Annotated in this window: 20 protein-coding genes; 2 read left to right on the top strand and 18 right to left on the bottom strand. The window is 67.7% G+C overall.

All coding sequences use genetic code 11. From position 1 onward, the window contains the following. Nucleotides 1–2: 2 nt before the first annotated feature. The 6 genes from GT007_RS04095 to GT007_RS04120 form a co-directional block, all read right to left on the bottom strand. Complete coding sequence (locus GT007_RS04095) at nt 3–1,328, bottom strand: aspartate aminotransferase family protein (RefSeq protein ID WP_160120281.1); 1,326 nt, start codon at nt 1,326–1,328, stop codon at nt 3–5. 12 nt (nt 1,329–1,340) lie between these two features. Next, nucleotides 1,341–2,579, bottom strand: coding sequence for a NupC/NupG family nucleoside CNT transporter (locus GT007_RS04100; RefSeq protein WP_160120282.1), 1,239 nt, complete (start codon nt 2,577–2,579; stop codon nt 1,341–1,343). After that, nucleotides 2,576–3,958 carry a DNA recombination protein RmuC gene (locus tag GT007_RS04105; RefSeq protein ID WP_236571493.1) on the bottom strand — a complete coding sequence of 461 codons (1,383 nt, stop codon included), beginning with the start codon at nt 3,956–3,958 and terminating at the stop codon, nt 2,576–2,578. The genes GT007_RS04100 and GT007_RS04105 overlap by 4 nt, the downstream gene beginning before the upstream one ends. Before the next feature lie 55 nt (nt 3,959–4,013). Further along, on the bottom strand, nt 4,014–5,579 hold the full coding sequence (purH, locus tag GT007_RS04110; protein ID WP_160120283.1) for a bifunctional phosphoribosylaminoimidazolecarboxamide formyltransferase/IMP cyclohydrolase: 1,566 nt from the start codon (nt 5,577–5,579) through the stop codon (nt 4,014–4,016). Between the two features lie 93 nt (nt 5,580–5,672). Next, a complete protein-coding gene (locus GT007_RS04115; protein ID WP_201451787.1) occupies nt 5,673–6,644 on the bottom strand; it encodes a threonine ammonia-lyase in 972 nt (323 codons plus the stop codon). Beyond that, nucleotides 6,644–7,753 (bottom strand): NAD(P)/FAD-dependent oxidoreductase, encoded by a 1,110-nt coding sequence (locus tag GT007_RS04120; protein ID WP_160120284.1) that lies wholly within the window; start codon nt 7,751–7,753, stop codon nt 6,644–6,646. Before GT007_RS04120 ends, GT007_RS04115 begins: the two co-directional genes overlap by 1 nt. 245 nt (nt 7,754–7,998) lie before the next feature. On the opposite strand from GT007_RS04120, the gene GT007_RS04125 reads away from it, so the two are divergent. Both GT007_RS04125 and GT007_RS04130 read left to right on the top strand, forming a co-directional pair. Next, complete coding sequence (locus GT007_RS04125; protein ID WP_160120285.1) at nt 7,999–9,090, top strand: malate/lactate/ureidoglycolate dehydrogenase; 1,092 nt, start codon at nt 7,999–8,001, stop codon at nt 9,088–9,090. Then, on the top strand, nt 9,087–9,776 hold the full coding sequence (locus GT007_RS04130; protein WP_160120286.1) for a hypothetical protein: 690 nt from the start codon (nt 9,087–9,089) through the stop codon (nt 9,774–9,776). The genes GT007_RS04125 and GT007_RS04130 overlap by 4 nt, the downstream gene beginning before the upstream one ends. A 4-nt stretch (nt 9,777–9,780) precedes the next feature. Here GT007_RS04130 and GT007_RS04135 read toward each other — a convergent pair whose 3' ends face one another. The 12 genes from GT007_RS04135 to GT007_RS04190 form a co-directional block, all read right to left on the bottom strand. Then, nucleotides 9,781–10,251, bottom strand: coding sequence for a type II toxin-antitoxin system RatA family toxin (locus GT007_RS04135; RefSeq protein ID WP_160120287.1), 471 nt, complete (start codon nt 10,249–10,251; stop codon nt 9,781–9,783). Further along, nucleotides 10,251–11,228, bottom strand: a complete 978-nt coding sequence (gene lipA, locus GT007_RS04140; protein WP_160120288.1) for a lipoyl synthase — start codon at nt 11,226–11,228, stop codon at nt 10,251–10,253. Before lipA ends, GT007_RS04135 begins: the two co-directional genes overlap by 1 nt. Before the next feature lie 44 nt (nt 11,229–11,272). After that, a complete protein-coding gene (lpdA, locus tag GT007_RS04145) occupies nt 11,273–12,667 on the bottom strand; it encodes a dihydrolipoyl dehydrogenase (RefSeq protein WP_160120289.1) in 1,395 nt (464 codons plus the stop codon). Nucleotides 12,668–12,677: 10 nt separating this feature from the next. Next, on the bottom strand, nt 12,678–13,142 hold the full coding sequence (locus tag GT007_RS04150) for a GNAT family N-acetyltransferase (RefSeq protein ID WP_236571494.1): 465 nt from the start codon (nt 13,140–13,142) through the stop codon (nt 12,678–12,680). Then, nucleotides 13,139–14,419, bottom strand: coding sequence for a pyruvate dehydrogenase complex dihydrolipoamide acetyltransferase (locus GT007_RS04155; protein ID WP_160120291.1), 1,281 nt, complete (start codon nt 14,417–14,419; stop codon nt 13,139–13,141). The genes GT007_RS04150 and GT007_RS04155 overlap by 4 nt, the downstream gene beginning before the upstream one ends. A 12-nt stretch (nt 14,420–14,431) precedes the next feature. Then, nucleotides 14,432–15,775 carry a pyruvate dehydrogenase complex E1 component subunit beta gene (locus GT007_RS04160; RefSeq protein WP_160120292.1) on the bottom strand — a complete coding sequence of 448 codons (1,344 nt, stop codon included), beginning with the start codon at nt 15,773–15,775 and terminating at the stop codon, nt 14,432–14,434. A gap of 1 nt (nt 15,776) precedes the next feature. Beyond that, complete coding sequence (gene pdhA / locus GT007_RS04165; RefSeq protein ID WP_160120293.1) at nt 15,777–16,805, bottom strand: pyruvate dehydrogenase (acetyl-transferring) E1 component subunit alpha; 1,029 nt, start codon at nt 16,803–16,805, stop codon at nt 15,777–15,779. A gap of 130 nt (nt 16,806–16,935) precedes the next feature. Next, nucleotides 16,936–17,265, bottom strand: a complete 330-nt coding sequence (locus GT007_RS04170) for an FtsB family cell division protein (protein ID WP_160120294.1) — start codon at nt 17,263–17,265, stop codon at nt 16,936–16,938. Nucleotides 17,266–17,397: 132 nt separating this feature from the next. Beyond that, nucleotides 17,398–18,675 carry a phosphopyruvate hydratase gene (gene eno / locus GT007_RS04175; protein ID WP_160120295.1) on the bottom strand — a complete coding sequence of 426 codons (1,278 nt, stop codon included), beginning with the start codon at nt 18,673–18,675 and terminating at the stop codon, nt 17,398–17,400. 146 nt (nt 18,676–18,821) lie between these two features. Then, the gene (gene gltB, locus GT007_RS04180; protein ID WP_160120505.1) at nt 18,822–23,348 is read right to left on the bottom strand and encodes a glutamate synthase large subunit; all 4,527 of its coding nucleotides are present in this window, start codon (nt 23,346–23,348) and stop codon (nt 18,822–18,824) included. A gap of 5 nt (nt 23,349–23,353) precedes the next feature. Next, a complete protein-coding gene (locus GT007_RS04185; RefSeq protein WP_160120296.1) occupies nt 23,354–24,790 on the bottom strand; it encodes an NAD(P)-dependent oxidoreductase in 1,437 nt (478 codons plus the stop codon). 181 nt (nt 24,791–24,971) lie between these two features. After that, nucleotides 24,972–25,880, bottom strand: coding sequence for a complex I NDUFA9 subunit family protein (locus tag GT007_RS04190; RefSeq protein ID WP_160120297.1), 909 nt, complete (start codon nt 25,878–25,880; stop codon nt 24,972–24,974). Nucleotides 25,881–25,891 lie beyond the last annotated feature (11 nt).

Genomic DNA, 25,891 nt, shown 5'->3' on the forward strand with positions numbered 1-25,891 from the left:
CGTCAGGCCAGGGCGGCCTCCACGGCATCGCCGAAGCGTTCCACGATCATGCCGATCTCCTCGGCCGTCACGTTATAGGGCGGGGCGAGCAGCACATGATCGCCCTGGCGCCCGTCGATGGTGCCACCCATGGGATAGCAGCCGAGGCCGCGCCGATAGGCCTCGGCACCCACCCTGGCATGCAGCTTCCGCGCCGGGTCGAACACGGCCTTGGTGGCGCGATCGGCCACCAGCTCGATGGCCCAGAACAGGCCGCGGCCGCGGATCTCGCCCACATGGCGGTGGTTGCCCAGGCGCTCGGTCAGGCGCTGTTCCAGCAGCCGGCCCATGGCCTGGGCATTGTCGATCAGCTTCTCGTCCCGGATCACCTGCTGCACCGCCAGCGCCGCCGCGCAGGCCACGGGGTGGGACTGATAGGTGTGGCCGTGCATGAAGCTGCCGGAGCCATCGCGGATCGGCGCGATCACGGCCTCCGTCGCCAGGATGCCGCCGATGGGCTGGTAGCCGCCGCCGAGTCCCTTGGCGATCACCTGGATATCCGGGGTCACCCCCTCCTGCTCCCAGGCGTGCAGCGTGCCGGTGCGGCCCATGCCGGACATCACTTCATCCAGGATCAGCAGCGCGCCATGCCGGTCGCAAACCTCGCGCATCGCCCGGAAATAGCCGGGCAGGGCGGCGACACAGCCGAGCGTGGCACCCACCACGGTCTCGGCGCAGAAGGCCACGACATTCTGCGGCCCGAGGCGCTGGAACTCCGCCTCCAGCTCGGCGGCCAGACGGGCCACATAGTCGGCATCGCTCTCGCCGGCCTCGCGCCCACGATAGGCATAGCAGGCCGAGACATGGCTGAAGGCATCGGTCAGCAGGGGCGCGTAGGGTGCCCGGCGCATCGCATTGCCGCCGGCCGAAAGGGCACCCAGCGTGTTGCCGTGATAGCTCTGCCGGCGCGCGATATAGCGGGTGCGCTGCGGTTCGCCCTTTTCCAGGAAATGCTGGCGCGCCAGCTTGATCGCGGCCTCCATCCCCTCGCTGCCGGAGGACACGAAATAGGCATAGGCCAATCCGCCCGGCTTGTGGCCGACCAGGATGTCGGCCAGGGCCTCGGCGCTTTCGCAGCCGAACAGCGCGGTGTGGGCGTAGGTGAATTTCTCCATCTGCGCGCGCATGGCGTCCAGCACGCGCGGATGGCCATGGCCGAGGCAGGCCACAGCCGCCCCGCCCGAGGCATCCATCACCTTGTGCCCATCCGCCGCCGTCAGCCAGATGCCCTGACCATGCACGGCCACGGGTGGGGCGGCTTTCAGGTTGCGATGAATGAGATGGGACATGGACGATTCCGCTCAGCCTGGGGTCAGAAGACCTACCGTAGCACCCGTCATGCAGCAGGCCAGGGTGGCGGCCCACAGGCTGGGCCAGCCCAGGCGTAGAATATCCGGCCGGCGCTCCGGGCACATCGCGTTCATGCCCCCCAGCATGATCCCCAGCGAGCCGATATTGGTGAAGCCGCACAGCGCATAGGTCAGGATCAGCCGCGACCGCTCCGACAGCCCAGCGCCCCCCGACTGCGCCAGGTTGAGATAGGAGACGAACTCATTGATCACCGTCTTCACGCCCAGCGAGGCCGCGACGATGCCGCTTTCCGCCCAGGGCACGCCCATTAGCAGCGCCAGCGGCCGGAATGCCCAGGCGGCGATACCCTGCAGGGTGATGCCCAGCAGGGGCTCCAGTGCCATGTTCACCAAGGCCACCAGGGCCACGAACACGATGAGGGAGGCCATGATCCCCAGCAGCAGTTGCAGGCCGTCCTGCGTGCCCTGCACCAGCGCCTCCATACTGGAGGTGTAGAGCGGAAGCGCCATCTGGCCTTCGCCATCCGTGGGGGCTTCGGTCGCGGGGCGCATCAGCAGGGCCGCCATGACGGAGGCCGGGGCCGCGATGATCGACGCCGCCAGCAACTGCCCCGCCGCATCAGGCACGACCGCGGAGATCATGGTGGCATAGACCACCAGCATGTTGCCGGAGATGGTGGCCAGCCCCGCCACCATCACCACGAACAGCTCCGACAGGGTCAGCCGCCCGAGCCAGGCGCGGATGAGCAAGGGGGCCTCGACCATACCGACGAAGACGTTGGCGGCGACCGAAAACCCCGCCGCGCCGCCTAGCCCGAAGCTGCGCCGCAGGCCGTGCGCCATCAGCCCCACGATGAAGGGCAGCACCCGCCAATGGTACAGCAGCGCGGACAGCGCACCGACCAGCAGCACCAGAGGCAGGGCCTGGAAGAACAGCACGAAGCTGGCCCCGGGCGCGGTTTCCTGAAAGGGCAGCGGCGCCCCCCCCAGATAGCCGAACACGAGCGACGTGCCGGCCTGCGTGGCGCGCGCCAGGGCGGAAACGCCATCGCCGATCGTGGAGAATACCGCCCGAACAGGCGGCACATACAGGATCAGGATCCCCAGGATCACCTGCCCGCCAATGCCGGCCACCAGCACCTGCCACCGCACGCCGCGCCGGAACCCGCCCGAGGCCCAGGCCAGCAGGCACAGCCCGAGCAGCCCGAGGGCCGATTGCAACTGGCTCATGCGTCGTCCTCGTCGTCCTGGGGGTCGTCATCCACGGCCAAAAGGGCGCGAGCCGTTTCATCAGGCATCGATTCGACGCCGCGCAGCTTGCGGGCGATGGCGCGGGTGCGCGTCTGCGCCCGGCCGATGGTGTTGGAAACGGTGCCCACCTGCTTGCCCAGGCTGGTCAGCACCTCGTCCATTTTCTGCATTTCGTTCTTGGTGGCGGCGAGCAGGTCCTTCACGCCCTCCGCGTTCTTGGACAGCGCCAGGTTCACATAGCCGAGCTGAATGGTGCGCAGCATGGCCGGCAGCAGGCTGGGGCCCAGGATCAGCACCCGCTGCTCGCGCCCCACATTGTCGATCAGACCGGGGATGCGCGCGACCTCGGCGTAGAGGCTCTCTGTAGGTAGATAGAGCACCGCGAAATCCGTGGTGGCGGGCGGGCAGATATATTTGCTGGAGATCTTCTGCGCCTCGCCGCGCACCCGGTTTTCCAGGCCGCGCCGGGCCGCGGCCTCGGCGACCGGGTCCGCCGCCTCCCAGGCCGCCAGCAGGCGCTCGTAATCCTCGACCGGGAATTTCGCATCCACCGGGAGCAGCACTTTGCCATCCTGGCCGGAGGGCATGATGATCGCGAATTCCACCGCGTCGGCGCTGCCTTCCCGCACCTTGGCATTCGTCTCGAAGGCGCCAGGGGGCAGGATATCCTCCAGCAGGGCCTTCACCTGGGCCTCGCCCCAGCCCCCGCGTGTCTTCACATTGCCGAACAGGCGCTTGATGTCGCCGATCTGGGCGGTGACGGCCTGCACGTCGCCCATCGCCTTCTGCACGGCGGTGAACTGGTCGATCACGCGGTTGAAGCTCTCGTTCATCTGCTTCTCGACCGCGCTTTGCAGCTGCTCGTTCACGCTTTTCTGGATTTCCGCGAGCTTGCTCTCATTGCCCTCGCGCAGCTCCTTCAGGCGGGCGTCCATCAGGTCCCGGGTGCGGGTCATTTCCTCGGCCAGGGCGGCGGCCTGCTTGCCCACGCCCTCGGCGAGCGTGGTGCGCACGGCTTCCAGCGCCTGCTTGGCCTCGGCGGTGTTGGTGGCCTGGTCGCGGCGTAGGTTTGCGGCCTGCTCGGCGGCCTGTTCGCGCGCGGTGGCCAGGGATTGCAGCAGGGATTTCTCCTGCGCCGAGAGCAGCTTGGCCTGCTCCACGGCGAAGGCACTGATCTCGCGGGAGAGTTCGGGCAGGCGCTGGGCCAGCTCGGCGCGCAGTTCGGCGGGCATGGCGCCCAGGGCGGCGGCCAGCCGCTCCTGCGCGGCCTGGGCGCCGGCATCGGGCGCGGGTTTCTTCAGCCACAACAGAATGACGCCCAGCAGCAACAGCAGCTGGGCGCCCAGAATCGCGATCATCTCGCCGCTCATCGTCAGACCCCTCGGAAGGGGCCTGCGATTCGCGGCCCCCGGTTCAGTGGCGGAAGTGTCGCATCCCGGTGAACACCATGGCGAGGCCCGCTTCGTCGGCGGCGGCGATCACTTCGTTGTCGCGCATCGACCCGCCAGGCTGGATCACGGCGGTGGCGCCGGCGGCGGCGGCGGCCTGCAGGCCATCCGCGAAGGGGAAGAAGGCATCGGAGGCCACCACGGCACCCACGGCCAGCGGGGTGTCGAGGCCCGCGGCCTTCGCGGCCTCACCGCTCTTCCAGGCGGCGATGCGGCTGCTGTCCACGCGGCTCATCTGCCCGGCGCCGATGCCGACGGTGGCACCATCCTTGGCGTAGATGATGGCGTTGGACTTCACATGCTTGCCGACGCGGAAGGCGAAGATCAGGTCCGACAGCTCCGCCTCGGTGGGGGCGCGCTTGGTCACCACCTTCAGTGTCTCGCGGCTTACGCGGCCGGAATCGCGGCCCTGGGCCAGGAAGCCGCCGCCGACGGAGCGGAAGGTCATGCCGCCCGCCGCCGGGTCAGGCAGGCCGCCGGTCAGCAGCAGGCGCAGGTTCTTCTTGCGGGCGAAGGCGGCGATGGCGTCGTCATCGGCCTCCGGGGCGATCACCACCTCGGTGAAGATGCTGGCGATCTTCTCGGCGGTGGCGAGGTCGAGCCGGCGGTTGACCGCCACGATGCCGCCGAAGGCGCTGACCGGGTCGCAGCGCAGCGCCAGGTCCCAGGCTTCGGTCAGGCTGGCGCCCTCGGCCACGCCACAGGGGTTGGCGTGCTTGACGATGACCACGGTCGGCTTCTCGAACTCCGCCACGCATTCGAAGGCGGCGTCCGTGTCGTTCAGGTTGTTGTAGGACAGCTCCTTGCCCTGCACCTGGCGGGCGGTGGAGATGCCGGGGCGGTTGGTGCCATCCAGGTAGAAGCCGGCCTTCTGGTGCGGGTTCTCGCCATAGCGCAGGGTCTGCGCCAGCTGCCCGGCGAAGGCCAGGCGCGGCGGGAATTCCTGCCCGAGCTGCTGGGCGAACCAGGAGGAGATGGCGGCGTCATAGGCCGCGGTGCGCGCATAGGCGGCGGCGGCGAATTCCCGGCGCATTTCGGTGGTGGTGCCGCCCGCTTCCATGATGCGGGCCATCTGCGCTGGTTCGGTCACCACGGCCACATGGGCGTGGTTCTTGGCCGCCGAGCGGATCATCGCCGGGCCGCCGATGTCGATGTTCTCGATGCAATCGTCGAATTCGGCACCCCGGGCCACGGTGGCCTCGAACGGGTACAGGTTGACGGCCACCAGGTCGATCGGCGCGATGGCGTGCTGCGCCATCTGGGCCAGATGCTCCGGCAGGTCACGCCGGCCCAGGATGCCGCCATGCACCTGCGGCACCAGCGTCTTCACCCGGCCGTCGAGGATTTCCGGGAAACCGGTGTGCTCGCTGACATCCTTCACCGGGATGCCGGCCTCACGCAGCGCTTTGGCGGTGCCGCCGGTCGAGAGGATTTCCGCCCCCTGCGCGGCCAGGAAGCGGCCGAATTCGAGCAGGCCGGTCTTGTCCGAGACGGACAGCAAAGCGCGGCGGATGGGGAGGATGTCGGTCATTGGCGGGTCCCTGCGACTTCGGGGGCCTTCAACACCCAAAGCGCGCCAAGGTCCAGCGCCGCCCGCTCATGGCAGGCAGCGCCCCTGCAGGGATCAGCCGGCGGCGAGCGCCTGGGCGAAGATCGCGGGGTCGGCATTGCCGCCGCTGATGACCACCCCGATGACATCGCCTTTCACCTTGCCGGCCAGCACGGCGGCGAGCGCCACGGAGCCGCCGGGCTCCACGACGATCTTCAGGTGCTCGAAGGCGAAGCGCATGGCGGCGAAGACTTCCTCCGGCGTCACGTACACGCCGCCCGCCACGCGCGGCGCGTTGACGGCGAAGGTGATCTCGCCGGGCTGCTTGGAGAGCAGGGCATCGCACAACCCCGCCCCCTTGCCGTCATTGGCGATGCGGCTGCCGGCGCGCAGGCTTTGGCCGTAATCGTCCCAGCCTTCGGGCTCCACGGCCCAGACCTGGGCGTTCGGCAGGCGCTCCGCCATCACCAGGGAGCAGCCGCCGAGCAGCCCGCCGCCGCCGGTGCACACCGCGAGGGTGTCGAGGGTCAGGCCCTCGGCCTCCGCGTCGTCCAGCAGTTCCAGCGCCAGCGTGCCCTGGCCCGCGATCACGTCCTGGTGGTCGAAAGGCGGGATCACCGTGGCGCCGCGCTCGGCGGCCAGCGAGCGGGCCAGCTCGTCGCGGTCCACCCCATGCCGGTCGAAGGGCACCACCTCGGCGCCCCAGCGCCTAGTGGCGCGCACCTTGATCGAGGGTGCGTCGGCCGGCATGGCGATGGTGGCGGGCATGCCCAACGCGGCCGCCGCGCAGGCCACGGCCTGGCCGTGATTGCCCGAGGAATGCGTCACCACACCCCCCGCGCGCGCCGATTCCGGCAGGCGCAGCGCGGCATTGGTGGCGCCCCGCAGCTTGAAGCTGCCCGTCCGCTGCAGCGGCTCGGGCTTCACCAGCACGGTGGCGCCCACGGCCGCGTCCAGCGCCGGGTGCCGCAGCATGGGTGTGTGCCGGATATGGGGCGCGATCCGCTCGGCCGCGGCCAGCACATCGGCGTAGGAGGGCAGGGCCATCAGTTGAACCTTTTCGGGTCGAGCATCGGCACGGCCTCCGCCACATCGGCATCGGGCGCCGCGCCACGGATCTGAGAGGCGATCAGCCGGCCAGCGGCCGGCGCGGTCTGGATGCCGTAGCCGCCCTGGCCGCACATCCAGAAGAATCCGGGCTGGCGGCCCGGGCCGATCACCAGGGAGCGGTCCGGCGCGAAGGTGCGCAGGCCGGCCCAGCTGTGCTCGATGCGCTTCACCTCGATGATCATGCCCTGCTGCATGCGGTCCACGGCGATGGCCACGTCCAGCTCATCCGGCTGGGCGTCGCAGGGCTCGCTGTCGGTTTCGTCGGCGGGGCTGAGCATCAGCTTGCTGCGGGCCTCGGGCCGGACATACCAGGTGTGGCTGGCGTCATCGACCAGCGGCCAGCCATGCACGTCGAAGGGGCCGGGGTCGATGATGACGCCGGTGCGGCGCTTGGGCTGCAGCCCGACCTTGGGCTCGCCCGCCAGGGCGGCGACTTCATCGCCCCAGGCCCCGGCGGCGTCCACGATCACGGGCGCCACGAACACGGCGCCGGCGCTGGTTTCGGCATGCCACAGCCCGGCTTCGCGCCAGATGCGGGAGGCCCGGTTGCGCAGGGCGATGGTGCCGCCCAGATGCTTCAGCCGGCGCAGATAGCCCTGGTGCAGCGCGGCCACTTCCATGTCGAAGCAGTCGGTTTCCAGGGCGGCGGCGGCGACATAGCCATCGCGCAGGGCCGGCACCAGCTCCTTGGCGCGGGCGGGGCTGATCTCCTCGATCACCGCGCCGCCCTTCACCAGGTCATGCAGCACATGCACCTGGTCGGCCGGGGCGATATGCATCACCGGCCGGTCGGAGGCGAGCGGGGTTTCCGTGAAGCCCTCGGGCGGGGCCTGGAAGAATTCCTTGGAGGCCGCGGTCAGGATGCGCACATCGGTGGCGCCATAGTTGCGGATCCAGATGGCGGCGCTGCGGCCGGTGGTGTGATAACCGGCCGAGTCTTCCATCTCCAGCAAAGCCACCTTGTGGGTTTCGGCCAGATTCGCCGCCGCGGTGGCGCCGGACATGCCGGCACCCACCACGATCGCATCCACACGCTGCGTGTCCATCACCAAATATCCTTGCATCTGCCGCATCCTCACGGCGCCGCCTGCATAGAACGGGCGGAGCCATGACGCAGCGTCATGCGAAGCCTCCATCACCCGGGCCGGAAGCGCAACTGCCCCCCAGCCATGCAGGCTGCCGTCAGGGCAGGCTGCGCAGATAGGCGATCGGCTCCGTGTCCCTGGTGCAACCGCCGCAATCGTTGCAACGTCCATTCAGCCAAATCACGAATGACGAGGAAACGAGACGTATGGCCGCGACTGACATCCATATCCCCGCCCCGGTTCTGGAGGGTGTGATCGACCACATCTTCCGTGCGGCGGGCTGCTCGGAGAAGGAAAGCGCGCGCATCGCGAGCCATCTGCTGGGGGCGAACCTGGCCGGCCATGACAGCCACGGCGTGGTCCGCGTGCCGCGCTATGTGGAGTGGCTGGAGGCAGGCTTCGTGCTGAAGGGGCAACAGGCCAGCATCATCTCTGACGGCGGGGCCTTCGTGCTGTTCGACGGCCATTTCGGTTTCGGCCAGACGGTGGCGGAACAGGCCACGCAATTCGCCATCGCGCGGGCGCTCGAAACTGGCTCCTGCATCATGGGGCTGCGCAATGCGGGGCATATCGGGCGAGTGGGCGACTATTCGGAGATGGCGCTGCGTGCCGGGCTGATCGCCATCAACTTCGTCAATGTCGGCGGCAGCGTGCTGGTGGCCCCGTTCGGCGGCACGGAACGTCGGTTTTCCACGGCGCCGATCAGCGTGGGCGTGCCACTGCCCGATGGGCCGGTGCTGCTGGATTTCGCAACCTCCTTCGTGGCGGAAGGCAAGGTGCTGGTGGCCAGCAATGGCGGCAAGGCCCTGCCGGAAGGCGCGCTGATCGAGCCGGATGGGCGTCTCTCGGCCGATCCGCACACGCTGTATGGGCACTATGAGGCGGTGGGTCCGCGCAATGCCTCGCTGGGCCAGGGTGCGATCCGGGCCTTCGGCGACCACAAGGGCTCCGGCCTGGCCTTGATCTGCGAATTGCTGGCGGGCGCGTTGACGGGCAGCGCCACCTCCGGCCCGGTGAAGGAGCGCGGGCGGATCACCAACGGCATGCTGTCCATCCTGCTCTCGCCCCGGCATTTCGGCGATGTGGCGGCCTTCGAGGCGGCGGGCCGGAACTATGTGGAATGGGTGAAGGCCTGCCATCCGGCCGATCCTGCCTCTCCGGTGCTCATCCCTGGTGAGCCGGAGGCGAAACGCCGTGCCGAACGGCTTGCGCATGGCGTGCCGCTGCCGCAGGAAGCCTGGGCGAATATCAGGGCCACGGCCGTGAGGCTGGGCGTGACCATACCGGAGGGCCTGTGAGCCAACTTGCCACTCTTCCCCGTTACCAGGCGCTGGCCGCGGCGCGTGAACGCATCCTGACCGGCGCTGCCCGGCGCGTGCCGGCTGCCGCCATGGCTTCCCAGGCGCGGGCCATGGGGCTGTGGGGCGGCAAGGAGCCGATCTTCGGCCATGACGCGCAGCTGGGGCTGCTGCTGGACCTGGCGGTGTTCGCCCCGGTGGGTGACCACACCCCGGCGCTGGAGCGCGAAGTGCGCGCCAGCGCACCCGCGGAAGGCAGCGAGCATGCGGAGGTGCTGGCCGCCGCCCAGCAGGCACGCTTCACCCTGTTCCATCTGGGTGCCCCGGCGCCGCAGGGTGGCATCCATGCCATGGACATCCTGCGCGGCACGCCGTTGCTGCTGTGGGATGCGGTGCTGGAACGCGAGGAATTCCAGGGCTGTGCCTTCGCCGGCCGCCTGATGCAACTGGGCGAGGCGGAGATGACCTGCGGCGCCACGGCCCCCGTGACCGACGATGTGCTGCAGATGGTGCTGGGCTTCCCGGTGCCGGAAGCCCCCGCGCCCAGCCACCTGCCGGCGCTGACCCCGCCCAGCGACGAGGATCTGGCTTCCCTGCGTGAACAGGCGAAGCAGCCAGATTTCACCGTGCGCCTGTACCGGGCCGCATTGAACCTGGGCCTGCTGGGGCCTTTGCCGAAGCGCTGAGGCGCTACTGCGCGGGCTGGGGCACGCCGCTGCCAGGCGATGAGCCCCGCCCGTAAAGCTGCATGGCCCGGCGTTCAAAGGCTCGGACCATCATCTGCACGGCCTCGTTGAACACCAGGCCGATGGTGGCTTTCAGCAGCGGGCTGCGGAACTCGAAATCCACGAAGAAATCCACCTCCGTGCCCTGCGGATGCGGGTTGAAGCGCCAGTTGTTGTTCAGATAGCGGAAGGGGCCGTTCAGATAGCGCACCTTCACTTCCTGCGGACTGTTCAGTGTGACCTCACTGCGGAACGTCTCCCGGAACACCTTGAAGCCGATCGTCATGTCCGCGATCAGCTGCGTGTCGGTGCTGCTGATCACCCGGGTGCCCACGCACCAGGGCAGGAATTCCGGATAGCGCCGGACATCCGCCACCAGGGCATACATTTGCTCCGGCGTGTACCGCAGCACCTTCTTCTGCGCGTGGGTCGGCATCAGCCCTGGCCGAGGCGCTCGAGGCGGGCCGCCTTCAGCGCGGCGAAGTCGCGGTCCGCATGATAGGAGCTGCGAGTCAGCGGGGTGGAGGAGACCAGCAGGAAGCCCTTGCCGCGCGCCGTCTTGGCGTATTCGTCGAACTCCGCGGGCTCCACGAAGCGGGCGACGGCGGCGTGCTTCACGCTGGGCTGCAGGTACTGGCCGATGGTCAGGAAATCCACATCGGCGCTGCGCAGGTCGTCCATCACCTGCTGCACCTCCATCTTCTCCTCACCCAGCCCGGCCATCAGGCCGGATTTGGTGAAGATGGTGGGGTCCAGGCGCTTCACCTCATCCAGCAGGCGCAGAGAGTGGAAATAGCGCGCCCCGGGGCGGATGGTGGGGTAGAGGCGCGGCACGGTTTCCAGATTGTGGTTGAACACATCGGGCCGTGCCTCGACCACCACCTCCAGGGCGCCATCCTTGCGCAGGAAGTCGGGGGTCAGGATCTCGATCGTCGTCTCGGGCGCCGCGGCGCGGGTGGCGCGGATGACGCGGGCGAAGTGCTCCGCGCCGCCATCCTTCAGGTCATCGCGGTCCACGCTGGTGATGACCACATGGCGCAGGCCCAGCTTGGCCACGGCATCGGCCACGCGGTTCGGCTCATCGGCATCCAGCGGCGCCGGCAGGCCGGTGGTCACGTTGCAGAAGGCGCAGGCGCGGGTGCAGATCTCGCCCATGATCATCATGGTGGCGTGGCGCTGGGACCAGCACTCGCCGATATTCGGGCAGGCGGCTTCCTCGCACACCGTCACCAGCTTGTTGGCGCGCATCAGGTCCCGCGTCTCGGCATAGACGGGGTGCGTGGGCGCCTTCACCCGGATCCAGGCGGGTTTGCGCTGGATCGGGTTGTCCGGCCGGTGGGCCTTCTCGGGGTGGCGGGCAGCCCCGGCAGCGGGGCTGCCGCTGCCGTGACGGATTTCGATGCGCGTGGCCATGGCTGGGATATAGCCCCGCACCCTCCCTTCCGGGAGGGGGCGTTTCACATGTGAATCACGCGACCATAGGCATCCAGCACGGATTCATGCATGGATTCGCTGATGGTCGGATGCGGGAAGACCGTGTGCATCAACTCGGCCTCGGTCGATTCCAGGGTGCGGGCGACGACATAGCCCTGGATCATCTCCGTCACCTCGGGGCCGACCATATGGGCGCCGAGCAATTCGCCGGTCTTGGCGTCGAACACGGTCTTCACCAGGCCCTCGGGCTCACCCATCGCGATGGCCTTGCCATTGCCGATGAAGGGGAAGCGGCCCACGCGCACCTCATGTCCGGCTTCCTTGGCCTTCGCCTCGGTCAGGCCCACGGAGGCGACCTGCGGCCGGCAATAGGTGCAGCCGGGGATGTTCAGCGTATTCATGGCGTGCGGATGCAGGCCGGCGATGGCCTCCACGCAGATCACGCCTTCATGGCTGGCTTTGTGGGCCAGCCAGGGCGGGCCGGCGATGTCACCGATGGCATAGACGCCGGGCTCGCCCGTGCGGCCATAGGCGTCGATCTCGATATGGGTGCGATCGACCTTCACCTTGGTACCTTCGAGGCCGAGGTTCTCGACATTGCCCACGATGCCAACGGCGGAGATCAGCTTGTCGGCCTTGATCTCCTGCACCTTGCCGTTCGCCTCGACGATGGCGGTGACACCGCCGCCTTCCTTGCGCACGCCCTGCAGCCGGGCGCCGGTGATCACCTGCATGCCCTGCTTTTCGAAGGATTTGCGCACGAAGGCCGAGATCTCGGCATCCTCGACCGGCAGGATGCGGTCCATCACCTCAACCAGCGTCACTTTGGCGCCCATGTTCAGGTAGAAGCTGGCGAATTCGCTGCCGATCGCGCCGCTGCCCATCACGATGATGGATTTCGGCAGCGCGTCGGGCACCATCGCCTCGCGGTAGGACCAGATCAGCTTGCCGTCCGGCTCCAGCCCCGGCAGCACGCGGGCGCGGGCGCCGGTGGCCAGGATGATGTGCTTGGCGGCGATGTCAGCCACCGGCTTGCCGTCCTTGGTGACGGCCAGCTTGCCGGGGCCAGCCAGCGCGCCATGCCCGTCGAACACCGTAACCTTGTTTTTCTTTAGCAGGTGCTTCACGCCGCCCGAGAGCTGCCCGGCCACGCCGCGGCTGCGTTGTACGACCTTCTTGAAGTCGAAGCGCACATTGTCGGCCGCGAAGCCATAGGCATCCAGGCTGTGCAGCAGGTGGTTGATCTCGCTGGCGCGCAGCAGGGCCTTGGTGGGGATGCAGCCCCAGTTGAGACAGATGCCGCCCAGATGCTCGCGCTCGACCAGCGCGACCTTCATCTTCAGCTGCGCGGCGCGGATCGCGGCGACATAGCCACCCGGGCCACCGCCCACCACGACGACATCGAACTGTTCTGCCATGTGACTCTCCTCAGGCGGCCAACGCGCGCAGCGCGTCGCCGGTCAATCTCTGGTCGGTCCAACCTTGCTGGGGTTCCGCGCCGATCTGTCCGTAGAAGTCGATCGACGGCGTGTTCCAGTCGAGAACATTCCATTCCAGCGCGCCGTAGCCACCCTGCACGGTGATGCGGGCCAGCTCCTTCAGCAGCGCCAGGCCATAACCCTTGCCGCGATGCTCGGGCTGGACGAACAAATCCTCGAGCCACAGCCCACGCTTGCCCGCGAAGGTCAGGACGATGGGGTAGTAGAGCGCAAGGCCGACCGCCTCGCCCTCCACTTCCAGCAGCAGGGCGGAGCAGGCGCCGCTGTCCAGCAGGGCCGCGATATCGGCCGTGCTGGCGAGGAACTTGTCCTCAAGCTTCTCATAGACGGCCAGCGCCCGGATCAGGGCGTGGACCGCCCCGGCATCCGCCGCGCTGGCCTGCCGGATGCTCACAGCATCAGGCTCAGCGGGTCTTCGACGACGCGCTTGAAGGCGGCCAGCCATTCGGCGGCCAGCGAACCGTCGATCACGCGATGGTCCACCGAAAGCTGGCAGGTCATCACGGTGGCGATGGCCAGCGCGCCGTTCTTCACCACGGGGCGCTGCTCACCCGCGCCCACGGCCAGGATGCCGGCCTGGGGCGGGTTGATGATGGCCGCGAAGTCCTTCACGCCATACATGCCCATGTTGGAGATGCTGAAGCAGCCGCCCTGGAACTCCTCGGGCTTCAACTTGCCGGACTTCGCGCGCGCACCCAGGTCCTTCATCTCGTTCGAGATGGCGGCCAGGCCCTTCACATCGGCGCCCTTCACGATGGGGGTGATCAACCCATCGGGAATGGCGACGGCGACCGAAATGTCGATCTCGTCGTAGCGAAGGATCGCGTCCTCGGTCCAACTCGCGGCCACGCCGGGGATGCGGCGCAGCGTGACGGCGGCGGCCTTGATGATCAGGTCGTTCACCGAGAGCTTGTAGGCGCCGGGGCCTTCCTTGGGCGAGCGGGCGTTCAACTTGGCCCGCAGGTCCAGCAGCGCGTCCAGCTCGATATCCATCGCCACGTAGAAATGCGGGATGGTCGCCTTGGATTCCGACAGGCGGCGGGCGATCACCTTGCGCATCGTGCTGTTGGGCACGGGCGTGATGGCGGCGCCCACGGGAAGCGGGGCGGGCTTCGGCGCCGGCGGCGCGGCCACGGGGGCGGAAGCGGCCAGGGGGGCGGGCGCCGGTGCCTTGGCGGGGCTGGAGAGCTGAGCCTCCACATCCGCCTTCACGATGCGCCCATTCGGGCCGCTGCCGGAGAGCTTGCCCAGGTCGATACCGGCCTGCTGCGCCATCCGCTTCGCAAGCGGAGACGCCACCACGCGATCACCCGTGGCGGCCGGGGCGGGGGCGGCCGCTTTGGGGGCGGCAGTGGCAGGAGCCTCAGGCGCTGCCACAGCGGCGGCCGGCTTCGGCGCCGGGGCAGGCGCCGCGCCGGAGACGCTCTCGCCTTCCTCCACCAGCACCGCGATCGGGTCGTTCACCTTCACATTGGCCGTGCCACCGGGCACCAGGATCTTGCCGAGGATGCCCTCATCCACGGCTTCCACTTCCATGGTGGCCTTGTCGGTTTCGATCTCGGCGATGATGTCGCCGGCCTTCACCTTGTCGCCCTCATTCTTCAGCCAGCGCGCCAGCGTGCCTTCCGTCATGGTCGGCGACAGCGCGGGCATCAGGATATTGGTGGCCATGTTGCTTCCCCCTTACCGGTACGTCACACGCTTGGCGGCTTCCACCACATCGTCAACCTGCGGCAGGGCGAGTTTCTCCAGATTCGCGGCGTAGGGCATCGGGACATCCTTGCCCGCCACGCGCGCCGGCGGGGCATCCAGCCAGTCGAAGGCACCTTCGATCACCTGCATCGCCACCTCGCCGCCGATGCCGGAGAAGGCCCAGCCTTCCTCGACCGTCACCAGGCGGTTGGTCTTCTTCACGCTGGCGATCACCGTGTCGATGTCCAGCGGGCGGATGCTGCGCAGGTTGATCACCTCGGCGCTGATGCCTTGCTCGGCCAGCTTCTCGGCGGCCTGCATGGCCATGCCGACCGAGATCGAGAAGCCTACCAGCGTCACATCCGTGCCGGCGCGCTCCACCTTCGCCTTGCCGATGGGCAGGACGAAGTTCTCGTCCTCCGGCACCTCGAAGCTGTGGCCGTAGAGGATCTCGTTTTCCAGGAAGATCACCGGGTTCGGGTCCTGGATGGCTGCGCGCAACAGGCCCTTCGCATCGGCGGCCGACCATGGGGCCAGGACCTTCAGGCCAGGCACATGCGCGTACCAGCTGGCGTAGCACTGGCTGTGCTGCGCGCCCACGCGCGCCGCCGCGCCGTTGGGGCCGCGGAACACGATGGGGCAGCCCAGCTGGCCGCCCGACATGTACAGCGTCTTGGCGGCGGAATTGATGATGTGGTCGATGGCCTGCATCGAGAAGTTGAAGGTCATGAACTCCACGATGGGCTTCAGGCCTTCGAAGGCGGCACCCACGGCCATGCCGGTGAAGCCGTGCTCGGTGATGGGCATGTCGATCACGCGGCGCGCGCCGAACTCGTCCAGCAGGCCCTGGCTGATCTTGTAGGCGCCCTGATACTGGGCGACTTCCTCGCCCATCAGGAACACCTTGTCGTCGGCGCGCATCTCGGCCGCCATGGCGTCGCGCAGGGCCTCGCGCACGGTCTGGGTCTTGGTCGGGCCCCAGTCCTTTTCCTCGCTCACGGGCGCGGCCACGGGGGCCGTGACGACCACGGGGGCGGCGAAGGGCGCGGGTGCCTCGGCGGCCTTGGCCGGCGCGGGGGCGGCAGCGCCGCCGGCGCCACCATCCAGCTCCGCGATCGCGCTGTTCACGGCGACATTCTCGGTGCCTTCGGGCACCAGGATCTTGGTCAGCGTGCCTTCATCGACAGCTTCCACCTCCATGGTGGCCTTGTCGGTCTCGATCTCGGCGATCACGTCGCCGGACTTCACGCTGTCACCTTCCTTCTTGAGCCAGCGGGCCAGCTTGCCCTCGGTCATGGTCGGCGACAGGGCCGGCATCAGGATTTCCACACCCATCTCAGCGGGCCTCCACCAGCACATCGGTCCAGAGTTCGGCGGGATCGGGCTCGGGCGAGCTCTGCGCGAAATCGGCGCTGTCCTGCACGATGGCCTTCACTTCGTCGTCGATCTTCTTCAGGTCCGCCTCGGTCACGCCGTCATCCAGCAGGATGCGGCGGAGGTTCTCGATGCAGTCGCGCTGTTCGCGCATCTTCTGCACTTCTTCACGCGTGCGGTACTTCGCGGGGTCGGACATGGAATGGCCGCGATAGCGGTAGGTCTGCATTTCCAGCAGATAGGGGCCGTGCCCGCCACGGCAGTACTGCACGGCGCGCTGGGCGGCGGCGGCCACGGCCTGCACGTCCATGCCGTCCACCTGCTCGCCCGGAATGCCCCAGGGGGAGCCGTTCTTGCTCAGGTCATGGCTGGCGGTGGCGCGCTCGACGCTGGTGCCCATGCCGTATTTGTTGTTCTCGATGATGAAGATGCAGGGCAGCTTCAGCAGGGCCGCGAGGTTCAGGCTTTCGAACACCTGGCCCTGGTTGGCCGCACCGTCGCCGAAATAGGCAGTGGAGACGTGGTCATTCTCCCGGTACCAGTTGGCGAAGGCGAGGCCGATGCCCAGCGACACCTGCGCGCCCACGATGCCATGGCCGCCGAAGAAGCTCTTCTCGCGGCTGAACATGTGCATGCTGCCGCCCTTGCCCTTGGAGTAGCCCCCGACGCGGCCGGTCAGCTCCGCCATCACGCCGCGCGCTTCCATGCCGCAGGCCAGCATATGGCCGTGATCGCGATAGGAGGTGATAACTTGGTCGCCTGGCTTCAGCTGGCTCTGGATACCCACCACCACGGCTTCCTGGCCGATATACAGGTGGCAGAAGCCGCCGATCAGCCCCATGCCGTACAGCTGGCCCGCCTTCTCCTCGAAGCGACGGATCAACAGCATGTCGCGGTAGCAGGAGGTGAGCTGTGGGAGGTTCAGGACAGGGGCATTGTCGCCCTTGCCCCCTTTCCGTGCAGCTTTCGTGGCGGGTGCGGCCTTGGCCATGGGGAGCCTCCTCAGTGCCCCATGGATTTACGCGCGCGACCGCGCTGCCACAAGGGCGCAGATTGCCGGAAAGCCTTATGTTGCAACGCAAAAAGTGCAATTAACCGAAATTCGGTTAATCATCATTTTCTCAGTAAAGGCGCTGCCCGGGGCCGTAAGGGATAACGATATCCTGGGGTTCCGCGAGGTTCAGCAGCGCCCGGCTGCGTTCCTCCAGTTGGTCCCGATCCAGCGCATCGTTGCGCAGGCCCGCCACGCGGCGCTGCATCGCTGAAAGCTCGCCCTGGGCGGCCGCGAGCTGCCGGCGGGCATCCTGAATGTCCTGCTGCCGCTCCTCACGCGCGAGCGTGCCGCGATCACCATGGATGCTGTGCCAGACAAAATAGCTGGCCAGGGCGGCAAAGAACAGGAAGGGGACGGTCGCCTTCACCCGTCGCTTCAGAGCGCGCCAGAACCCCATACCTGCCAATCCCCCAACCCCAAAAAGCCACAGCCCGGGCCCCCACCCAGGCTGCAACCCCCACTTGTATTATAAAGAAACAGTCCGTGGGGCGCGTGGCAAGCCAATTCGCGCCCCAGGGCCTGATTTCATTCAGCCACGCAGGATGGAGCGGCCGGCGTAGCGGGCGGTGGAGCCCAGTTCGCGCTCGATGCGGATCAGGCGGTTGTACTTCGCCAGACGGTCCGAGCGGCTCAGCGAGCCGGTCTTGATCTGACCGCAATTGGTCGCCACGGCCAGATCGGCGATGGTGTTGTCCTCGGTTTCGCCCGAGCGGTGGCTCATCACGGCCGTGTAGCTGGCGCGATGGGCCATCTCGACGGCTTCCAGCGTCTCGGACAGCGAGCCGATCTGGTTCACCTTCACCAAGATGGAGTTGGCGGTCTTGGCCTTGATGCCCTCGGCCAGGCGCTTGCTGTTGGTCACGAACAGGTCGTCGCCCACCAGCTGCACCTTGCCGCCCAGCTTGTCGGTCAGCAGCTTCCAGCCAGCCCAGTCATCCTCGGACATGCCGTCCTCGATGGAGATGATCGGCCACTTCGCGCACAGCGCCGCCAGGTAATCCACCATGCCGCCGGCATCGAGCGTCTTGCCCTCGCCTTCGAGCTTGTAGAGGCCATCGTGGTAGAATTCGGTGGAGGCGCAGTCGAGGGCGAACATCACGTCCTCGCCCAGCTTGTGGCCTGTCTTCTCGCAAGCCTTGGCGATGAAGGCGAGCGCCTCGTCCGCGGAGCCGATATTGGGGGCGAAGCCGCCCTCGTCGCCCACATTGGTGTTGTGGCCGGCGTCATGCAGCGCCTTCTTCAGGGCCGCGAAGATCTCGGCGCCGATGCGGATGGCGTCGGAGCAGCTCTCCGCGCCCACCGGCATGATCATGAATTCCTGGATGTCGATGGGGTTGTCGGCATGCTTGCCGCCATTGATGATGTTCATCATCGGCACCGGCAGGGTGCGGGCGAAGGCGCCGCCGACGTAGCGGTACAGCGGCAGGCCGTGTTCCTGCGCGGCGGCCTTGGCCACGGCCAGGCTGACGGCCAGGATGGCGTTGGCGCCCAGGCGCGCCTTGTTCGGCGTGCCGTCCAGTTCCAGCATGATCTCGTCGATCAGCAGCTGCTCGGAGGCTTCCATGCCGACCAGGGCTTCCGCGATCTCGCCCTCGATGTTGGCGACCGCCTTCAGCACGCCCTTGCCGCCGTAGCGGGACTTGTCGCCATCGCGCAGCTCCACCGCCTCATGCGCGCCGGTCGAGGCGCCGGAGGGGACGATCGCGGTGCCGCTGGCACCGGAGCTGAGCAGCACCTCGGCTTCGACCGTGGGGTTGCCCCGGCTGTCGAGGACTTCGTTGGCGATGATGGTCTCGATGGCGGCCATAACGGTCTCCCTGGCTGGCTGGGGTTCCGATAGGGCGCGGCGGCCATTCCGGCAAGCGGGCAAGAGGCCCGGTTGTGGAGCACAAACGAAAACCGCCGGCTTCCTGATGGAAACCGGCGGCTGTTCGACCAGAAATGAAGGTCTGGTTACTCGGCGGCCTGGGCCACCTCCGCCATCGGGCGGGGCAGGTACTTGGCGTATTCCTTGGGCACGATGTGCCAGAAATGCTCCCGCGCCTCGGCCCAGTCGTTCAGCAGCCGGGCCGCGAAGCGGCTGCCGGTTTCGTGCACATGGCGTTCCACCAGCTTCTTCAGCTCGGCTTCCCAATGCGGGGAGGCCAGGCGGCTCCAGAGCAGCGTGTCCGCGTTGATCCGCTTCTCGAAGGTGTTGTCGGCGTCATAGACGAAGGCCTGGCCGCCGGTGAAGCCGGCGCCGAAATTGTCGCCTACCGCACCCAGGATCACGATGGTGCCGCCCGTCATGTATTCGCAGGCATTGGCACCGGTGCCCTCGACCACGGCGGTGGCGCCGGAATTGCGCACCGCGAAGCGCTCACCCGCCTGGCCGGCCGCGAACAGCTCGCCAGCCGTCGCACCATACAGGCAGGTGTTGCCGATGATCGTGTTCTCGTTCCACACCAGGGTGGAGGAGGGCGCCGGCCGCACGACGATCTCGCCGCCCGACAGGCCCTTGCCCACATAGTCGTTGGCGTCGCCGAACACTTCCAGCTTCAGGCCGCGCACCGCGAAGGCACCCAGCGACTGGCCGGCCGTGCCGCGCAGCCGCACGGTCAGATGGGCCGGCTGCAGGCCGGACATGCCGAATTGCCGGGTGATCATGGCGCTGGTCTTGGTGCCGATGGCGCGGTGCGTGTTCCGGATGTTGTAGGCGAGCTGCATCTTCTCGCCCCGCTGGAACAGCGGCGCCGCGTCGCGGATCATGTCAGCGTCCAGCGTCTCCGGCACCTCGTTGCGGCCTTCCAGCGCGCAATAGCTGGGGTAGGGGCCGGCATCGACCTTCACCAGCAGCGGGTTCAGGTCCAGGTCGTCCAGATCCTCGGCGCCGCGGCTGACCTGCTTCAGCAGGTCGGTGCGGCCGATCACGTCCGTCAGGCGCCGGAAGCCGAGCGAGGCCAGGATTTCCCGCACCTCCTCCGCCACGAAGCTGAACAGCGCGATCACCTTCTCGGGCGTGCCTTCGAACTTCTGGCGCAGGGCCTCATCCTGGCTGCACACGCCGACGGGGCAGGTGTTGCTGTGGCACTGGCGCACCATGATGCAGCCCATCGCGACGAGCGACGCGGTGCCGATGCCGAACTCCTCGGCGCCCAGCATGGCGGCGATCACCACGTCACGGCCGGTCTTGATGCCGCCATCGGTGCGCAGCTTCACGCGGTGGCGCAGCCGGTTCAGCTGCAGCACTTGATGGGTCTCGGACAGGCCCATTTCCCACGGCAGGCCGGCATACTTGATGCTGGTGATCGGGCTGGCGCCCGTGCCGCCGGAATGGCCCGACACCATGATGGCGTCTGCCTTCGCCTTCGCCACGCCGGCCGCGATGGTGCCGATGCCGCTGCGCGACACCAGCTTCACGCACACCGTCGCATCCGGGTTGATCTGCTTCAGGTCGTAGATGAGCTGCGCCAGATCCTCGATCGAGTAGATATCGTGATGCGGCGGCGGGGAGATCAGTGTCACGCCCGGGGTGGAGTGGCGCAGCTTGGCGATCAGCTCCGTCACCTTGAAGCCGGGCAGCTGCCCGCCCTCGCCGGGCTTGGCGCCCTGGGCGACCTTGATCTCGATCTCGCGGCAGTTGTTCAGGTATTCGGCCGTGACGCCGAAGCGGCCCGAAGCGATCTGCTTGATGGCGCTGTTCGCGTTGTCGCCATTGGCGCGCGGGCGGGCGCGGGCGGGGTCCTCGCCGCCTTCGCCGCTGTCGCTGCGGGCGCCGATGCGGTTCATCGCGATGGACAACGTCTCATGCGCCTCGGGGCTCAGCGCACCCAGCGAGATGCCAGGCGCCAGCAGGCGCTTGCGGATCTCGGTGATGCTCTCGACTTCCTCCAGCGCGATGGGCTTCAGCCCGGCGGAGCGGAAATCCAGCAGGTCACGGATGGCGACCAGATGCTGGCGCCGCACGCCCTCCGAGTAGCGCTTGAACATCTGGTAGCTGTCGGTGGCCACGGCCTCCTGCAGCAGATGGATCAGCGGGCCGTCGAAGGCGTGCGCCTCACCACGCCGGCGCAGCTTGTGCTGGCCGCCGACGGGCAGGGCGATCACATCCGCGTCCCAGGCCTTGGCATGCAGGGCCAGGACCCGGCGCGCGATGCCCGACAGGCCGATGCCGGAGATGCGGCTGGGCACGCCGGGGAAGAACTCGTTCACCAGTGCGCGGGACAGGCCGATCGCCTCGAAATTCATGCCGCCGCGATAGGAGGAGATGACGGAGATGCCCATCTTGGACATCACCTTCAGCAGCCCCTTGTCCACCGCCTTCTTGTAGCGGTTCACCGCTTCCTCAAGGCTGATGGAGCCGAACAGGCCCCGGGCGTGGCGGTCGGCGATGCTCTCCTGCGCCAGATAAGCGTTGATGGAGGTGGCACCCGCACCGATCAGCACCGCGAAGCAATGCACGTCCAGGCATTCCGCCACGCGCACGTTCAGGCTGGTGAAGGTGCGCAGGCTGGTCTTCACCAGATGCGTGTGCACCCCGCCCACCGCCAGGATCATTGGGATGGCCGCGCGTTCCGGCCCCTGATGCTCGTCGGTCAGGATGATGTGCACGGCACCCGCGCGCACCCCTTCCTCCGCTTCACGCCGGATGCGGTCGATGGCGGCGCGCAGGCCGGCCTCGCCCTCGGCGACGGCGAAGGTGCAGTCCACCTCCACGGCGCTGGTGCCCATGTAGCTGCGCATGGTCTGGAACTGCGCGGTGGTCAGCACCGGGCTTTCCAGCATCAGCATGTCGCACTGCTCGGGGTTCTCATCCAGGATGTTGCCCAGATTGCCCAGCCGCGTGCGCAGGGTCATCACCCGGGTTTCGCGCAGGCTGTCGATGGGCGGGTTGGTCACCTGGCTGAAGGTCTGCCGGAAATAATGCTGCAGGCCCCGGTATTGAGAGGACAGCACCGCGATGGGCGTGTCGTCGCCCATGCTGCCGATCGCTTCGGAGGCATCCTCCACCATCGGATGCAGGATGTGCTCCAGCTCCTCCATGGTGGTGCCGACCGCGAGCTGCCGGCGGCGCAGTTCCGAGCTCTGGAAGCCGCGGGGCTCGTGCTGGTCCTTCTTCACCAGCTCGTCGATCTGCGTGGTGCGCTCCACCCACTTGCCGAAGGGGCGGCGGTTGGCCAGCTCGTCCTTCAGCTCCCAGTCCAGCAGCATGCGACCGCTGTCCAGGTCCACGCCGATGCACTGACCGGGGCCGACGCGGCCCTTCGTGGTGATCAGGTCCTCTGGCACCTTCACCATGCCGGTTTCGCTGCCGACGATCAGCATCGCGTCCTTGGTCACGGTGAAGCGCATCGGCCGCAGGCCGTTGCGGTCCATGCCGCCCACGACCCAACGACCATCGGTCGCGCAGAGCGCGGCCGGCCCGTCCCACGGCTCCATCACCGCGTTGCAGTACAGGAACAGGTCATGGTGCAGCGGTGACATGGTGGCGTTGTTGCCGAGGGATTCCGGCATCAGCATCGCCTTGGCCATCGGCGCGTCACGCCCGCCGCGCACCAGCAGCTCGAACACGTTGTCCAGGCAGGCGGTGTCGCTGTTGCCGGCCTGGATGACGGGCTTGATGTCCTCCATGAACGGGTCGAGCAGCGCATGGGCCAGGCGCGTCTCGTGCGCCTTCATCCAGTTCACATTGCCATGCAGCGTGTTGATCTCGCCATTGTGCGCGATCATGCGGAAGGGCTGCGCCAGCCGCCAGGTGGGGAAGGTGTTGGTGGAATAGCGCTGGTGATAGATCGCGAAGCGGCTGACGAAGCGCTCGTCCTGCAGGTCCGGGTAGAAGGTCGAGAGGTCCTCGGCCAGGAACATGCCCTTGTAGACGATCGAACGGCAGGAGAGGGAGCAGAGATACAGCTCCGGGATCTGGGCCGTGATCGCCTGCTTCTCGATCCGGCGGCGGATCACATACAGGTCGCGCTCATAGATGTCGTCCTCGACCGCGGTCGGGGAGTAGATCAGGATCTGCTCGATCTCGGGCCGGGTCGCGTTGGCCTTCTCGCCGATGACGGAGACGTCGATCGGCACCTGGCGCCAGCCATAGATGGCATAGCCCGCGTGCAGGATCTCGGTCTCGACGATCTGGCGGCAGCGCTCCTGCGCGCCGAAATCGGTCTTGGGCAGGAAGACCATGCCCACGCCGATGCGGCCGGGCTTCACGGTATCGCCGCCATTGCGGACGACTTCCATGAAGAATTCCTGCGGGATTTCCACGTGGATGCCCGCGCCGTCGCCGGTCTTGCCGTCGGCGTCCACGGCGCCGCGGTGCCAGACGGCCTTCAGCGCGTCGATGCCGGCCTGCACCACGTCACGCCGGGCCTTGCCGTCCAGCGCGGCCACCAGCCCCACGCCACAGGCGTCATGCTCCATCGTGTCCACGCCGGCGGCGTCCAGCACCGCGCGGTTGGCCAGATAGGCTTCGGCGAATTGCTTGCCCTGCTCGATCATGTCCGTCACTCCGCCGCCGTGCTGAGCGCCTGCTGCGCCCCGATATATTGATGGATCTGCTCGGCCGCGTCGCGGCCGTCGCGAATGCCCCACACCACCAGGCTGGCACCGCGCACGATGTCGCCGCCCGCGAAGACGCCGGGCAGGGCGGTCATCTGGGTGCGATGATCCACCTTCAGCGTGCCCCAGCGCGTCACCGCCAGCGCGGGTTCATTGAACATGGTGGGCAGATCCTCGGGATCAAAGCCCAGCGCCTTGATGACCAGGTCGGCCTTCTGCACGAAGGAGGAACCCTCGATCTCCTCCACCTGCTGGCGGCCGGTGGCATCGGGCAGGCCCAGATGCATGCGCATGGCGCGCACGCCGGTCACATGCTCCTTGCCCTCGAAGGCTTCCGGGGCGGCGAGCCACACGAAGCGCACGCCCTCTTCCTCGGCATTATACACTTCGCGCATGGAGCCCGGCATGTTCGCCTTGTCGCGCCGATAGAGGCAGGAGACGGAGGCAGCGCCCTGGCGCACGGCGGTGCGCACGCAATCCATGGCGGTGTCGCCGCCGCCGATCACCACCACATGCTTTCCGCGGGCGTTCAGCGAGCCATCATCGAAAGCCGGAACGCTGTCACCCAGCCCATGGCGGTTGGAGGTGGTCAGGTAGTCCAGCGCCTTCACCACGCCCGGCAGGTCATTGCCCGGCAGGGCGATGTCGCGCGCCTTGTACACGCCGGTGGCGATGAACAGGGCGGCATGCTTCTCCCGCAGGGCGGCCAGGGTGATGTCGTTGCCGATATCGACATTCATATGGAAGTGGATGCCGCCGGCCTCGAACTGCTTCCAGCGGCGCAGCACCACCTCCTTCTCCAGCTTGAAGTTGGGGATGCCGTAGATCATCAGCCCACCGACCCGGTCGTAGCGGTCATAGACATGGACCTGATAGCCACGGGCGCGCAGGCGCTCGGCCGCGGCCAGCCCAGCGGGGCCGGCGCCGATGATGCCGACGCTGGCGGCCAGTTCCTGCCGTGGCGCGGGGGGCTTCACCCAGCCATTCTGCCAGGCGGTGTCCACGATATAGCGTTCGACGGAGCCGATGGTGACGCTGTGGAAGCCCTTCTCGATGACGCAATTGCCTTCGCACAGGCGGTCCTGCGGGCAGACGCGGCCACAGATTTCAGGGAAGGTGTTGGTGGCGGAGGCGACCTCATAGGCTTCCTCCATCCGGCCCTCTGCGGTCAGCTTCAGCCAGTCCGGGATGTTGTTGTTCAGCGGGCAGTGCACCTGGCAGAAGGGCACGCCGCACTGGCTGCAGCGGCTGGCCTGGGCGCTGGCCTTGGTGGGGTCGAAGCTGGCGTAGATTTCCGCGAAATCCTGGCGTCGGGCCGCTGCTTCACGCTTTTCCGGCGTTTGCTGTTGCAGTCGCACGAATTGCAGCATCTTCTCGGCCATGGCGCACACCCCACTCGCAAGCGGCCGGAAAGGCCGCGGCGAGCGGGATTAACAAATGAGGGCGCCCAGGAAAAGCCTTATTCGAGCATATAAGTCAGTAATGCTGTCTTATATGGCTGCATGGCAGGGATGCGTCTGGCGTTGCGTCCGATTTCGCTTGGGGTTTGGCTTCAAATCGGACCTATTTGGCGGGGTGTAGATATCCCGGCACTATCGCGTCCATGGGCCGGGGAATCATGTTCAGGATGGAGAAGCCATCCTCGCCAGTCACCACATTGTCGCGTTGCAGCAGCAGCAACTGATCCCGCGTCAATGGTTTGCCGGGTAGGCATTCCATGATCGTCGCCTGCCACGCCGCGACCCGTGGGGGGATCTCCAGCACCGGGCGCCGCAATCCCGTGTAGCGCAGCACATCGCCCATCAATTGGCGGAATGTCCGAATGTCCGGCCCGCCCAGTTCCAGGATACGCCCGCCCAGCGCCGGTTGTTCCAGCCCGTGCAGCACCGCTTCGGCCACATCCTCCACCCAGACGGGCTGGAAGCGCGTGTCGCCGTAAAACACCGGCATGATGGGGGAGAGCCTGGCGATGGCGGCAAAGCGATTGAAGAAGGCGTCCTCCGCCCCGAAGACGATGGAAGGGCGCAGCACGACCGCCCGGGGAAAGGCCGCGAGCACCGCAGCCTCTCCCGCCGCCTTGCTGCGGGCATACAGGCTTGGGCTGCCGGCATCCGCCCCGATGGCGGACAATTGCACCATGGCCTTTACCCCGGCTTCCGCGGCGGCCTTCGCGATGGCGCCCGCCCCCTGGTGCTGAAGGGCGTCGAAATCTCCCGCCCGGCCTTCGGCCAGAATGCCGACCAGATTCACCACGCCGCTGGCGCCGGTCACGGCCTGGCGAATGGCGGCGGCATCACGCAGGTCCACGCGCATGGGCACAACCTGGCCCGGCTCCGCACCCAGGCACAGGCCGCGCCCGGCCGCGGGGTTGCGGGAGGCCACGCGCACCACATGCCCGCGCTGCACCAGCTTTTGCAGCACATGGCGGCCGATGAAGCCCGCTCCCCCGAACAGCGTGACGATCCCGCTCATGCCCTGAGCCC

It is taken from the genome of Rhodovarius lipocyclicus, from assembly GCF_009900765.1.
GTDB classification, from domain to species: Bacteria; Pseudomonadota; Alphaproteobacteria; order Acetobacterales; family Acetobacteraceae; genus Rhodovarius; species Rhodovarius lipocyclicus.

Bases quoted from the DNA above. Each gene is read 5' to 3' on its own strand.
- GT007_RS04190 (WP_160120297.1), bottom strand. From the start codon at position 25,880: ATGAGCGGGATCGTCACGCTGTTCGGGGGAGCGGGCTTCATCGGCCGC.
- pdhA (WP_160120293.1), bottom strand. From the start codon at position 16,805: ATGGCCAAGGCCGCACCCGCCACGAAAGCTGCACGGAAAGGGGGCAAG.
- GT007_RS04160 (WP_160120292.1), bottom strand. From the start codon at position 15,775: ATGGGTGTGGAAATCCTGATGCCGGCCCTGTCGCCGACCATGACCGAG.
- GT007_RS04155 (WP_160120291.1), bottom strand. From the start codon at position 14,419: ATGGCCACCAATATCCTGATGCCCGCGCTGTCGCCGACCATGACGGAA.
- GT007_RS04125 (WP_160120285.1), top strand. From the start codon at position 7,999: ATGGCCGCGACTGACATCCATATCCCCGCCCCGGTTCTGGAGGGTGTG.
- GT007_RS04105 (WP_236571493.1), bottom strand. From the start codon at position 3,958: ATGATCGCGATTCTGGGCGCCCAGCTGCTGTTGCTGCTGGGCGTCATT.
- GT007_RS04095 (WP_160120281.1), bottom strand. From the start codon at position 1,328: ATGTCCCATCTCATTCATCGCAACCTGAAAGCCGCCCCACCCGTGGCC.
- GT007_RS04135 (WP_160120287.1), bottom strand. From the start codon at position 10,251: ATGCCGACCCACGCGCAGAAGAAGGTGCTGCGGTACACGCCGGAGCAA.
- lpdA (WP_160120289.1), bottom strand. From the start codon at position 12,667: ATGGCAGAACAGTTCGATGTCGTCGTGGTGGGCGGTGGCCCGGGTGGC.
- lipA (WP_160120288.1), bottom strand. From the start codon at position 11,228: ATGGCCACGCGCATCGAAATCCGTCACGGCAGCGGCAGCCCCGCTGCC.
- GT007_RS04185 (WP_160120296.1), bottom strand. From the start codon at position 24,790: ATGGCCGAGAAGATGCTGCAATTCGTGCGACTGCAACAGCAAACGCCG.
- purH (WP_160120283.1), bottom strand. From the start codon at position 5,579: ATGACCGACATCCTCCCCATCCGCCGCGCTTTGCTGTCCGTCTCGGAC.
- GT007_RS04120 (WP_160120284.1), bottom strand. From the start codon at position 7,753: ATGGACACGCAGCGTGTGGATGCGATCGTGGTGGGTGCCGGCATGTCC.
- GT007_RS04115 (WP_201451787.1), bottom strand. From the start codon at position 6,644: ATGGCCCTGCCCTCCTACGCCGATGTGCTGGCCGCGGCCGAGCGGATC.
- GT007_RS04100 (WP_160120282.1), bottom strand. From the start codon at position 2,579: ATGAGCCAGTTGCAATCGGCCCTCGGGCTGCTCGGGCTGTGCCTGCTG.
- gltB (WP_160120505.1), bottom strand. From the start codon at position 23,348: ATGATCGAGCAGGGCAAGCAATTCGCCGAAGCCTATCTGGCCAACCGC.
- GT007_RS04170 (WP_160120294.1), bottom strand. From the start codon at position 17,265: ATGGGGTTCTGGCGCGCTCTGAAGCGACGGGTGAAGGCGACCGTCCCC.
- eno (WP_160120295.1), bottom strand. From the start codon at position 18,675: ATGGCCGCCATCGAGACCATCATCGCCAACGAAGTCCTCGACAGCCGG.